This window comes from Xylanibacter oryzae DSM 17970 (genome assembly GCF_000585355.1).
Lineage (GTDB): Bacteria > Bacteroidota > Bacteroidia > Bacteroidales > Bacteroidaceae > Prevotella > Prevotella oryzae.
Genome location: NZ_KK073873.1, coordinates 2762016 through 2774726 on the forward strand (window position 1 = coordinate 2762016; position 12711 = coordinate 2774726).

The window sequence follows — 12711 nt, forward strand, 5'->3', positions numbered from 1 at the left end:
ATCAAAATGTTGCGTTATTCAATAATAATAACTACTTTTGCTAACTATTTGTAGTTACGAAGAATAAAATAATAAAAACATAATAATATTAGCAAATGGATAAAATTGACAACCTTGATAAGAAGATTTTAAGCATCCTGTCTAGCAATGCAAGAATACCATTCAAAGACGTGGCTGCTGAATGTGGTGTATCTCGTGCTGCCATTCATCAGCGCGTGCAACATCTTATGGATAACGGTGTTATCACAGGCAGTGGATTTGATGTGAATCCGAAGAGCCTTGGGTATTCTACCTGTACTTATGTTGGCATAACTCTAGAACGAGGCAGCATGTATAAAGATGTGGTTGAAAGAATACAACATATTCCGGAAATCGTGGAATGTCATTTTACGACTGGTCCTTATACTATGCTTGTAAAACTTTATGCTAAGGATAATGAACAATTAATGTTCTTGCTCAACGGACAATTGCAGGATATTCCTGGAGTAGTCGCTACTGAAACTCTTATCTCTCTGGAACAAAGCCTGAAAAGGGAAATTCCTGTAGAAATAGATAAGGAGGGCTAATGGAATCGTATGATCTGCAGTCGCATCTTGATGATATATATGCGACTTATCCTGAGGCTGACAGACAGCCTGTTATTGGTATAACTGGCAACTATGATGACCAGAACGCAAAACTATGCGACCGATATTACAAGGCTGTAATAGAGGCTGGAGGTACGCCTGTAATCATTCCTCCGGTGAATGATAAAAATGTTATTATCAATACGCTAGAACATATTGATGGACTGCTGTTGAGTGGCGGTGGGGATATAAACCCTCTGTGGGTTGACGAAGAACCTTCCACGCTTCTACATAGCATCAATGCAGAGCGTGATTTGCCTGAATTGCTGACTGTACGTCTGGCTTACAACAGACAGATTCCTATATTGGGTATCTGCCGTGGAATTCAGACTTTGGCCGGTGCCTTGGGCGGAAAAATTCGCCAGGATATCAGTGATACGGCAGGACTGATTAAGCATAGTCAGGATGCAGAACGATATGAAGCTACACACTCTGTTAATATTCTGCCTGATACAGTTTTGGGCAAGATATATGATAAGAACAAGATTTTTGTAAACTCTTTCCATCATCAGGCTATAGGATTACCAGGAGATAAATTTAAAGTATCTGCAAAGTCTTCTGATGGTGTGATAGAAGCTATAGAGAGTACCGAATATAAGTCGATGATGGGTGTACAGTGGCACCCTGAATGGTTGGAAAACGGTAAACCGTTGTTCAAATGGCTTATAAGAGAGGCCGAAAGTTATCGAGATGCAAAAGATATTCATAGTCAGGTGCTTACTCTCGATACTCATTGTGATACACCTATGTTTTTTCCGCAGGGAATAAAGTTCGACCAGCGTGATAATAGAATATTGGTAGACCTTCATAAGATGACTGAGGGCTATCAGGATGCCGTCATAATGGTGGCTTATCTGCCACAACCGAAAATGGGTGAGTCTTTCTCATCTAAGGTTGATTTTGATGTAGACGGACCTATGCAATATGCTGATTTGATATTTGACAAGATAGAAGATATAGCAGAAAAGAATAAAAACTATCTTAGTATAGCACGTACACCTGCAGAACTTTATGAGGACAAGCGAAACAACCGCAAGTCTATCATGCTTGGTATTGAGAATGGACTAGCACTTAATGGCGATGAGGCTAATGTAAAGCATTTTGCTCAAAGGGGGATCGTATATATCACTCTGTGTCATAATGGTGATAATGATATATGCGATAGTGCCAGAGGATGTAATACGCATAATGGCGTGAGCAAATTCGGAGCAAAGGTGATAAAGGAGATGAACAACTGTGGCATAATGGTAGACCTGAGTCATGCTAATGAGAAGAGCTTTTACGATGCTCTGGATATAAGTAGTACGCCTATTGTATGCAGCCATAGCAGTTCGAGAGTACTTTGTGACGTACCACGTAACCTTACAGATGATCAGATGCATGCACTTGCGCTAAAAGGTGGAGTCGCGCATACCACTCTTTATCATGGATTCTTACGCAAAGATGGTGAGGCAAGCATAATTGATGCTATGGAGCATCTTGACCATGCAATAGATATAATGGGAATTGAGCATGTGGGATTGGGCACTGACTTTGATGGTGATGGAGGTGTTAAGGGACTTGCGGATTCGTCAGAACTTATCAACTTCACACGTAAACTGATGGAACGCCGATATAATAGAAAAGACATAGAAAAAATATGGGGTGGTAACTGGCTTAGGGTAATGAGTCTGGTACAAAACAGTAAGAAGTTGTAGCGTCTATATTATTTATGAAGAAAAAGAAGAAAGTAATAATAATCGTGGGAACAGCAGTTCTGGTAGCAATCATATATGCGCTCGTAAACTGGGGCAGCATTTTTAATAAGAATGAGGTGTTGACAGATGATACAGAGCAGTCAGTATCTTCACCTGTAGGACCATCATTCAATTCAGACAGTGCTTATGCTTATTGTAAGGCACAGTGCGAATTCGGACCGCGTACGATGAACAGTACTGCCCATGATGAATGTGAACAGTATATCATAAGTAAATTCAAATATTACGGTATGAGTGTTATAGCTCAGAAGACTGTGGTGAAGGGTTATGACGGGACAAGGCTTAACTCTACTAATGTTATAGCAAGTTATAAACCTGAACTTACTACCAGAATTCTGATTTGTGCACACTGGGACAGCAGACCATGGGCGGATAATGATCCAGACAAGAAGAACCATCATAAGCCGGTGATGGCTGCGAATGATGGTGCTAGTGGTGTGGCTGTAATGATGGAGATAGCACGTAACATCAATAAGGCAAAAAAACTGAATATAGGTGTAGACTTTATTTGTCTTGATGCTGAAGATTGGGGAACACCCCAATGGAGTAAAAAACAAGATGATGGTGACAGTTGGGCTCTGGGAGCTCAATATTGGGCTGCTAATCCTCATAAAAAAGGTTATGAAGCAAGATACGGTATACTTTTAGATATGGTGGGTGGCCAGGGAGCCAGATTCTACCAGGAGGGAATGTCAAAGCAATATGCTCAGGCTATTGTTGATAAGGTATGGAAAGCTGCAAACGATATAGGATATGCAAGTTATTTTCCTACAGAAGAAGGTGGAATGATAACTGACGACCATATTCCCATCAATCAGAAAGCAAATATACCTACAATAGATATAATACCTTATTATCCAGATTGTAAGGCTAGTAGTTTTGGACCTACTTGGCATACCGTAAGTGACGATATGAATCATATAGACAAAAATACAATGAAGGCTGTAGGGCAGACGGTTATACAGGTACTGTATACTGAGAAATAAATCTTATAACTGTCCAGCCTCGACCATAAGAACTACACGCTCTGTAAGACGATCTGTTCCGTTAGGGTCGTATGTCTTGGTGAGACTGGCACCGAAGGCCCATGAGAAAGCTTGCCAAAACCCAGCCCTTATAGGTCCCATAAATGCTTTGATGATATCATAAGATGAAGAATTGCACTCACGGTAAACTAACTTGATAAGTAATTTACCTTGTGAATAAGTAAGTTTTTTCATCCTTGGTGTATATTCTTTTCTTATACTTTGCTCAACGAGTTTCATGTGTGCATCCTTTGCCTTCTTGTTAGGCAGCGTCTCTAGATAATCGTATGTTTCAAGGATAATGGTGTTCACCTCTTTGGCGATAGGCAGTACCTTTTTAACGTTATATACAAGGCGGTTGTATTCCTGTGCCTGTTTGGCATCTTTGAACACCATTTGAGGGAAGACATACACGTAGTTCATCTCTACATATTGTATACTATCACCATGATCCAGACATTTTCCAACCTTAACCATAGGTACAAATGTAGGATTGTCCATATCTATCTGAAGATCTTCAGGGTTGACATGGCCTGGGTGATCCTTATCTGTCTGAGCATTTAGACTTGTACAAGTCAGCAGGCAGAATATGAATGATATTGTTAATTTAAGTTTCTTCATTTTGTCTGCAAAAGTAGTAATATTATTCCATTTACGATATTATTTAGGCCATATTTAGCAAATTTTGAATTTATATTGCTACCTTCGCGTTATGAAACTATTGAGAACACTACTTATTCTTATTCTATTAGACACTTTATCAGAGAAAGTCTGCGCACAGAAAGAACACCAATGGGAGAAATATTATAACGAATTATCAACTATAGAGGATGACAAAACCGGATTATCTCAAAGTACATTTGATGAATTATGCGATATTGAGGAACATCCTATAAATATCAATACAGCTACACGTGAAGATCTTGAACGTTTACCTTTTCTAAACGAAAACCAGATAGAGGAAATATGTGAATATCTTTACAGGTACAAAGGAATGAAGACACTTGGTGAACTTCAGATGATAAGGAGTCTGGACTATTACGGCAGGCATATCCTTCAGTGCTTTGTGTATGTCGGTGATGATGGGAGGGACAGATTTCCCAGTCTGCAAAAGATTATGAGATATGGGAAAAGTGAAATTCTAACATCAGCCAAGATACCTTTTTATATGAGAAAGGGTGATAGTAACGGATATTTGGGTTATAGATACAAACACTCGATAAGATATAATCTTACCTATGGCGACCGCTTTAAGATAGGTATAGTGGGAGCACAGGATGCAGGTGAACCCTTTTTGAGTAATAAGAATAGTCTGGGTTATGATCATTATTCTTATTATATGGTAATGCGTGATATGGGTAGACTGAAAACACTAGCCTTAGGTTGCTATAAAGTATCGTTTGGTATGGGGTTGGTAGTTAACGGAGGCTTTAATATGGGCAAGATAATGATGTTGTCTTCTCTAGGTAGGAGTACCAACAATGTAAGAGGTAACACTTCAAGGGCTGAAGGTAACTATATGCAGGGTGCTGCAGCTACAATTGAGATAACAAAGGGACTCACTGCAAGTGTTTTCGCATCTTACAGGTTGATGGACGGTACGATGCGTAAAGACGGTACGGTAACGACTATAATCACTAATGGGTATCATCGTACACAAGCAGAAATCGACAAGAAGCATAATCTGTCAGCTACTACACTTGGTGCCAATATTCATTATTTTAAGGATGGTTATCATATAGGGGCTACGGCTCTCTACACGTCTCTTGATAAAACATTGAATCCAAATACTGCAGTAATATACAGACGTTTTTACGCTCATGGTAATGACTTCTTCAATATCAGTACAGATTATGGATATATATGCCATCGCTTTTGTTTCAATGGTGAAATGGCATTAAACGATCATAATGCCATAGCCACAATAAATAGTCTGAGTGTAAATGTCACTGGCAATCTGGATATTCTTGGACTGTATAGATACTATTCGAAGAGATACACAGCTCTATACGCTAATAGCTTTAGCGATGGAGGTAGTGTTCAGAATGAGAATGGCGTATACATAGGTGCTAATTGGCATCCGAGTAGGAATCTAAATGTATCTGGTTACACGGATTTTGCATATTTTGTATGGCCACGGTACCAGGTATCAGGTTCTTCGCATAGTCTAGATAATATGATATCAGCTACATATAATACAGGCAACTGGTCTGTATTGGCAAGATATAGGATGACCGTAAAGCAGAAGGATAATGCTTCAAAAAGTGGGCTTACTAATCAGACGCAGCATAGAATAAGGCTTTCGGCTACATATTCTCCCGCGAAAGACATCAGCCTGATTACTCAGGCAGATATGGTGCACACAGAATATAAAGTTAAAGAAAAGGGATGGATGATAAACCACAATGTTGATTGTAAAGTAAAAGAATGGCTTAAGATAAATGCCAACTTCGGTTACTTTCATACAGATGGATACGATAGCAGAATATACACTTACGAAAGAGGATTATTGTATGACTTCGCATTTCCTATGCTATATGGTGAAGGTATACGTTACGCCTTGATGGCAAAGACGACATTCAACAAGAAAGTTATGGTAATAGCCAAAATCAGTACAACCGACTATCTGGATCGTACGAGCATAGGTAATGGATATCAAAAGATAAACAAATCAGCCTTAACGGATATGGAATTGCAGTTGAGGTTGAAATTATGAAGAAATATCCATTTTTATCTTCGATTATATACAAAATTATTTATCTTTGCAGACCATATGCCAATAGTAGGCATTATAAGGTATATAACATTAAAAGTTTATCGTTAAAGACATGAAAAGGCGTTTCATATTAACTATAGAATATCTCTTATCAATCCATATTTTGGGATTGATTGTTTTGTCTCTCTTTAGAATTATACAGTTTGCCAGTCTTCATGGCATGGAAAAACCGCAAGTAGGTAAAGAAGCCCCATCTGTAATCACTGCTTTTATAAATGGTGTATGGTTTGATAACGTAATTGCCTGTTATCTGATGGTAGCGCCTCTTGCAATACTTCTTATAGCCGGTAGTCTGGGACATTTCCATCGTTATTGGCGCAAAGGCGCATCAATCTGGTTCTCAATATTGTACCCTGTCACATTCCTTGTGTCTGCATCTAATATACCTTACTTCGCATTCTTCTTCAAGAATATTAATTCATCAATATTCGAATGGTTTGGTTATGCAGGAACTACCGCCGGAATGGTTTTCGGTGAGGCATCATTCTACTTGTACATATTCCTTTTTGTCGTCTCTGTTATAGGATTCGTATATGCAATGATAAGACTGAGGCGACTGTTTGACCGTAAGATAGAAGCGGGTAAAGACATCGCATTGATTAAACTCAACTTGGGTAAACTAAAATTGTCAATAACAGATATAGTGATTACCTTATGTCTTGTCGGTCTGTGTATATTCGGTATAAGAGGCCGCACTGGATATAACCCAATAAAGATAAGCGAGGCATATTATTGTGAAGACCCTTTTCTCAATCAATTAGGCATTAACCCAACATACAATCTGCTTACAAGTGTTATGGATGATATGCGTAAAGAGAATGAAGAATTACATCTTCTACCTTATCCAGAGGCCATAAGCTATGCAAGAGAGAATCTTGGAATTGCAGGAAAGGCAGACAGTATGCATATAATGCAAAGATATATTAAGGCCGACTCGGCAGTAACCAAGAAGAATGTGGTATTCATACTTATGGAATCTATGTCTGGAGCATTACTGCAATCTTTAGGACAGCAAGAAAAACTTACTCCCAATTTGGATAGTCTGTATCATCATTCGCTTGCTTTTACTAATTTCTATTCGGCTGGTATACATACCAATCATGGAATGACGGCATCTTTATACTCATTCCCGGCTCTTATGGAGCGTAACCTGATGAAAGGAACTGTCACTCCGCATCGCGATGGAATACCAACAGTACTCAAGCAGTACGGTTATCACAATATGTTCTTTATGACTCACGAGGCACAGTATGATAATATGAATGCCTTTTTCAGAACCAACGGATATGATGATATATACTCACAGGAGAACTATCCAAAGAATGCTGTCGTAAATGCATTTGGTGTCCCAGATCATTTCCTATTTGAATATGCCATGCCGGTGATAAACAGAATGGCAAAGAATGGCAACCCTTTTCTTGCTACATTACTTACTGTGAGCAACCATCCTCCATTTATTATACCAAAATGGTTTCATGCAAAGACAACCAAACCTGAAACGCAGATTGTAGAATATGCCGACTGGTGTATCGGTGATTTCATAAGAAAAGCCAAAGCGCAGCCTTGGTATAAGAATACAATATTTGTTATATTGGCAGATCATGGTAAGATAGTAGGAAACGTTGATTCCGAACTTCCACAGTCGTACAACCATATACCTCTGATAATATTCGGAGCAGGTGTGCCTCAAAAGTTATATAGCGGATTAGGAACACAAGTAGACATCATGCCAACATTGTTAGGTTTGATGCACATGAGTTATAAGTATAATGGATTTGGAATAAATCTCTTGAAACAACATAGAGACATGGTCTTCTATTCGGCAGATAATCAGATAGTGGCTCGTAGCAAAGAGAAGTGCTACATATATACGCCATCACTACAGAAGAGTTTCTGCTATGACGTTACACCACATTGGGGATTACGAAAAAATGATAATGAGAAAGGTTTTAAACCTTTAAAACAATACGTGTTCTCTATGATACAGACAGCTGAATTTATTCAGCAGAAGATGCATGACAGATAGTATTATTTTACCAAATTTGAATCATCGTCTTTGTATTCATCTTTAGTATAGAAAATTCTTCCTAAGCTAGTTGTGTATTTCTTTATTCTGAACCAGAAGCTGTGCCAGAAAGAGCCGTCATTGTCCATCGTACCATAACCGGTAATAGCTCGGGCTTTACGGTTTCTGATAAATGCTATTTTGCCGTAGTGTTTTAATTTAAAAGCAAGGAATCCGTCTTCACCTCTTATTATGTCAGTACGTATACCTATTTTCTTAGCAAGTTCAGTTTCATAAGCAAATACAAGTCCTCGTACACTAAGTTCTGGACGCTTGAAGTGTTGTATCCATAAATGTATATCACGCATAAATTCGAATAGTCTTATGCCCCATGCAGGATGATTTTCGTCAGGTATATAGCTCCATAATGAACAGGCTCCGACTATACCTTTTTTATTAAGAGCATCAACCATTGTTTCCACATATAGAGGAGGATAAAGAGTGTCTGAATCAATATTTATATGATATTTACCCCGGGCTTTCTTTAATCCACAAAGTCGTGCGAATCCGCAACTATGCCTTTCTTCATTATAATAAGGTACACCGCACCGCTCAAATATCTCTGCTGTGCGGTCTTTCGAGTCATTGTTAACGCCTATGATTTCAACAGGATATTTGCAAATCATATCACTGAGAGCCCACAAACAAGCAAGGAGATGGCACTCCTCATTATATGAGATAACGCTAACAGTAACCACTGGTTGTTGTGATTGCATATTCTGGATACGAGCCTTAACTTCATCACAGATAGGATAAAAACCTTCTGCAAACGGCTTATTATATGCTTTGATATATTTGCTGTACCACTTCATGATATATATTATTCTCGCAAAAATAATAATAATAGTCCATACGTCAAAGTTTTTTGAATATTAAGATGAAAAGTATTCTATACTTTATATAGAGTATAAAACCGTGCTACTATAAGTAAAATTGCTTAATGATTATTTCTTAAACTTTAATATATTTATGCAATTTGAGGTAAAAGAAGTAAAGAACATTATCCAACAGTAATTTTGTTTTGAATTTCATAGGCATAATAGGCCTAGTACCTTTCCATTTTGTCATGTCTAGATAGTGAAAATATCTTTCTCTATAAGGATTCAAACAGTCGTAATCCCATGGTTTGCGGCTTCCTGTAAAATGGATAATGGCAGGATGTTTTATTTCAGATTTCAAAGATTCAATATTTGACTTTCTTATTTTAGGTTTACGCCTAAGAAATCCGTCTTGAACATTCCATCTTAAAGGTAGTAATTTGCGTCTGTCATGTAATAATCCATTTAGTATATCTTGATCTACAAATTTAAGATTATCATGTTCTCTCATATATTCAATACAATTTTTGGATATGCATTTTTCACGCCACCATGCTAAATTGATAAGCATGACACCAGAATTAAAATATCCATATTTCTTGTTATAATTAAGACGAACATAATTATCTTTTTTACTACTCCACATATCCTCAACAACAGCAACCGGAAAATCAGATATATCCATTTTCCACAAGGATTCTAAGGAACTGTCTACTATAAGATCACAGTCCAAATATAAGACTTTGGTTATCTTAGATGGCAGAATATCAGCAATGAATAGCCGGCAATTAGCTGCCTGTGATATATGACTATTTTCATGTTGTGGAATTTTTTTTAATGATTCTGAGTCTATGGTATAAAAGAATAATCCTTGGTTATATTTTATCTCGACTAATTCTTTTATATCACTAATAACGGAATCAATCAAACCTTCAGAAATAATATGAATACAGAATTTGTTATTTCTGTTGTTTTCAAAAATTGAACATAACATAGTGCAACAATGCATCACGTATATAGAATCCATATTTAAGGCTATATTTATAGCTTCATCCATTTATGTTGTTTTTTGTATTGCAAATTTACAAATAAATAATTGATTAATTAAACTATTAATAAAAAACATTGCCTTTGTGCTATTAAAAATAGTATATTAAATATAAGATGAAGTCAGAAAGGTGTTTTTTGACTATTATTATACCAAACAATAATCATGCAGATTCTTTATAATCGTATGCAAATGATTGCAAATAAAGTGTATATTATAACGATGCCTTTTATCTATATAAATGGTAAAAAGCAACGCCCAAAGATATCATCCGTGCGCATTGTTTACTAGAATAATTTATACAGTGTACCTGCTAATTATATCACCGAAATTCCACAAACGAATCAGAATATGGTTCTCTTCGTTATATTCTATAAAGCTAACCGTAACTACATAGCCTTTTGACGGCCTTTTTGGGATAGGAGCATTGGAACTCATCATAGATAGGATAATACTATTCTGCAAACGGCTTATTATAAACTTTCATATATTTGCAGTACTACTTCGTGGTATATATTAGTATAGCAAAATAGTCCATTCCTAAAAGTTTTTTGAAAGCGAAAATAAAAAGCCTTCTACTTTATTACCTTTTTTATTTTATTAATCAGATTATGTTTGCTCTTTCTGTATTTACACACTTCGTTATAGAATCCTAAGGTAGACAAAAAATAACGTAAATTATGGCGTAATGAAGCATTGAATAATATTACTATTGTGTATTTTTTAAATTTTTCCCTGCATGATTTAAATTCGAAATCCCCAGCCCCAAAAGCTTGAGGCAATGCTTGCTTAAGGAAAAAATTTTTTATTCTTTTTCGCGGGATTATATCCAAAAATCTATTTTGAAATACTGGAATACTGTCTAAATAAATTTCGTAGCGCCCTGGTTTCGTTTTTGTCAAAGATGATTCGTTGCATAAATTGTAATGATAGAACGCTTTTGGAAAATGTGAAACTTTTATATTTTCCTTTAGCAACGCTCCAATAAAATATAGGTCTTCCCAATGATTAAGCCCTTCTTTAAAAGTCACTCCATATGCTTGAATAATATCTCTTCTTATTATTCTGTTCCAGCAACTGGCAGCAAGTCGAAAATAAAACATATCTAGTAGAATATTAACGTTACCTTCTTTTGATGGTTTCTGTGACTCGTAAGTCGTTTTATTTCCATGTTCTCTATAAAAATCACAAAATAGCATATCAGAATTTTCTTGTTCTGCCTTTTTCACCATTTCTTCATAGGCATTACTTTCGATCCAATCATCAGGATCTACATAAGTTATATATTCACCAATAGCATTATCAAGTCCTTTTTGTCTTGCACAACCAACCCCAGAATTCTTTTGATGTATAACTTTCACCCGACAATCATTTTTGGCATATTCGTTGCATATTTCTCCAGAAGCGTCTGTGCTGCCATCATTGATAAGAATAAGCTCATAATCAGTAAATGTCTGATTAAGAATGCTTTTTATACAACAAATTAGATATTTTTCCAGATTAAATATTGGGACTATTATTGATAATTTAGGTGTAGTATTCATGTTTTGCAAGATAGATAAATGATATTATTTATATTTTTTATATTTTTTATATGTGGAAATTATGAATCCTAGTCTTCGACTATTATGCTTACGCCTCCAAATCTTAATATAATGGAAACTAAAAAGAGGTGCACTAAGTAAAATTTTATTCAATTTTTTATAAAGACTAGAATCATACTTATGGATTCCATCATCAAGAATTTGAAGTTGATTTATATCCAAACATTTATTTAGAACAATAAAGTCTTTATAGTTATGTCTTATTCTATTATATAATTTAGTATTCAGATAATCTTTTATTTCATATGGTATTTTTTCGTTCCGCAATGATGAGTTAGCAATAAGTAATGAGCAAGATACCTTTATGTTATCCATAGAGTGTAATTTCTCAACTTCAGAATTTACAGATTGTCCTTCTCTATTAAGCGTATAAAGATATATAGGCTTCTTAATATAGTATACTTTCCTAACTGTAGATATAGGTAAGAATATCCATTCATTATCAGTATAAAATATGCCTTCACTTTGCTTATAGCCTATCTTCAATAAGTTTTCAAGTTTATATGTTACAGAATGCATCATTATTTTGGCAACATCCCTATTATTAGTTATTTCAGTAAAATTAAGAACAGAATCCTTTTGCAAGTTAAATGATTCAATTTCATCTTTTCCGACGCCATAAACTCTTACGAAGTCTGTTAGAATCATATCTACGTCTATATTAGCAAGAACGCCAACCATTAAATTAAAATTGCTGCTGTTAAAAGCATCATCAGCATCTAATATCTTAATATATTTCCCTGTCGCAACCTTTAATGCAGCATTTATGCATGAACCATAATTGCCGTTCGGTTTATCAATTATAATAAATGTGCTAGGATACATACTTGCATATTTTTGTGCAATAGTCAAAGAACTATCTTTACTACCATCGTTAACTATTAGGACCTCTATGTCATCTTCTCTTTCTATAAGTAGTGAAGAAAGGCATCTGTCAAGATACTTTTCCATATTATATGTAGGGATAACGATAGAAATAGTTTTATTCATAA

General features: G+C 36.0%; 10 protein-coding genes. 5 read left to right on the forward strand and 5 right to left on the reverse strand.

The window, feature by feature from the left end:
* Positions 1-95 precede the first annotated feature (95 nt).
* From XYLOR_RS11185 to XYLOR_RS11195, 3 genes are read left to right on the forward strand one after another with little or no spacing between them, the layout of a single operon-like run.
* Positions 96-566, forward strand: a complete 471-nt coding sequence (locus tag XYLOR_RS11185) for an Lrp/AsnC family transcriptional regulator (RefSeq protein WP_036879543.1) — start codon at positions 96-98, stop codon at positions 564-566.
* Positions 566-2323 (forward strand): membrane dipeptidase, encoded by a 1758-nt coding sequence (locus XYLOR_RS11190; protein WP_036879545.1) that lies wholly within the window; start codon positions 566-568, stop codon positions 2321-2323. The genes XYLOR_RS11185 and XYLOR_RS11190 overlap by 1 nt, the downstream gene beginning before the upstream one ends.
* A gap of 14 nt (positions 2324-2337) precedes the next feature.
* Entirely contained in the window at positions 2338-3369 is a 1032-nt protein-coding gene (locus tag XYLOR_RS11195; RefSeq protein WP_036879547.1) for a M28 family peptidase, read from the forward strand.
* Between the two features lie 3 nt (positions 3370-3372).
* Here XYLOR_RS11195 and XYLOR_RS11200 read toward each other — a convergent pair whose 3' ends face one another.
* On the reverse strand, positions 3373-4029 hold the full coding sequence (locus XYLOR_RS11200; protein ID WP_036879550.1) for a DUF4294 domain-containing protein: 657 nt from the start codon (positions 4027-4029) through the stop codon (positions 3373-3375).
* A gap of 91 nt (positions 4030-4120) precedes the next feature.
* On the opposite strand from XYLOR_RS11200, the gene XYLOR_RS11205 reads away from it, so the two are divergent.
* Both XYLOR_RS11205 and XYLOR_RS11210 read left to right on the forward strand, forming a co-directional pair.
* Complete coding sequence (locus tag XYLOR_RS11205; RefSeq protein WP_245602007.1) at positions 4121-6124, forward strand: helix-hairpin-helix domain-containing protein; 2004 nt, start codon at positions 4121-4123, stop codon at positions 6122-6124.
* A 112-nt stretch (positions 6125-6236) separates the two neighbouring features.
* Positions 6237-8210, forward strand: a complete 1974-nt coding sequence (locus XYLOR_RS11210; protein WP_036879553.1) for an LTA synthase family protein — start codon at positions 6237-6239, stop codon at positions 8208-8210.
* 2 nt (positions 8211-8212) lie between these two features.
* Here XYLOR_RS11210 and XYLOR_RS11215 read toward each other — a convergent pair whose 3' ends face one another.
* From XYLOR_RS11215 to XYLOR_RS11230, 4 genes are all read right to left on the reverse strand, one after another.
* Positions 8213-9061, reverse strand: coding sequence for a glycosyltransferase family 2 protein (locus XYLOR_RS11215; RefSeq protein WP_211242076.1), 849 nt, complete (start codon positions 9059-9061; stop codon positions 8213-8215).
* Positions 9062-9200: 139 nt separating this feature from the next.
* Positions 9201-10124 carry a glycosyltransferase family 8 protein gene (locus tag XYLOR_RS11220; protein ID WP_036879558.1) on the reverse strand — a complete coding sequence of 308 codons (924 nt, stop codon included), beginning with the start codon at positions 10122-10124 and terminating at the stop codon, positions 9201-9203.
* A gap of 566 nt (positions 10125-10690) precedes the next feature.
* A complete protein-coding gene (locus tag XYLOR_RS11225) occupies positions 10691-11659 on the reverse strand; it encodes a glycosyltransferase family 2 protein (protein ID WP_051508987.1) in 969 nt (322 codons plus the stop codon).
* 24 nt (positions 11660-11683) lie between these two features.
* Positions 11684-12709 (reverse strand): glycosyltransferase family 2 protein, encoded by a 1026-nt coding sequence (locus XYLOR_RS11230; RefSeq protein WP_051508988.1) that lies wholly within the window; start codon positions 12707-12709, stop codon positions 11684-11686.
* Positions 12710-12711: the final 2 nt, after the last annotated feature.

Excerpts from the sequence above, each read along its gene's own strand:
- XYLOR_RS11185 (WP_036879543.1), top strand. The coding sequence starts at position 96 with ATGGATAAAATTGACAACCTTGATAAGAAGATTTTAAGCATCCTGTCT.
- XYLOR_RS11190 (WP_036879545.1), top strand. The coding sequence starts at position 566 with ATGGAATCGTATGATCTGCAGTCGCATCTTGATGATATATATGCGACT.
- XYLOR_RS11195 (WP_036879547.1), top strand. The coding sequence starts at position 2,338 with ATGAAGAAAAAGAAGAAAGTAATAATAATCGTGGGAACAGCAGTTCTG.
- XYLOR_RS11200 (WP_036879550.1), bottom strand. The coding sequence starts at position 4,029 with ATGAAGAAACTTAAATTAACAATATCATTCATATTCTGCCTGCTGACT.
- XYLOR_RS11205 (WP_245602007.1), top strand. The coding sequence starts at position 4,121 with ATGAAACTATTGAGAACACTACTTATTCTTATTCTATTAGACACTTTA.
- XYLOR_RS11210 (WP_036879553.1), top strand. The coding sequence starts at position 6,237 with ATGAAAAGGCGTTTCATATTAACTATAGAATATCTCTTATCAATCCAT.
- XYLOR_RS11215 (WP_211242076.1), bottom strand. The coding sequence starts at position 9,061 with ATGAAGTGGTACAGCAAATATATCAAAGCATATAATAAGCCGTTTGCA.
- XYLOR_RS11220 (WP_036879558.1), bottom strand. The coding sequence starts at position 10,124 with ATGGATGAAGCTATAAATATAGCCTTAAATATGGATTCTATATACGTG.
- XYLOR_RS11225 (WP_051508987.1), bottom strand. The coding sequence starts at position 11,659 with ATGAATACTACACCTAAATTATCAATAATAGTCCCAATATTTAATCTG.
- XYLOR_RS11230 (WP_051508988.1), bottom strand. The coding sequence starts at position 12,709 with ATGAATAAAACTATTTCTATCGTTATCCCTACATATAATATGGAAAAG.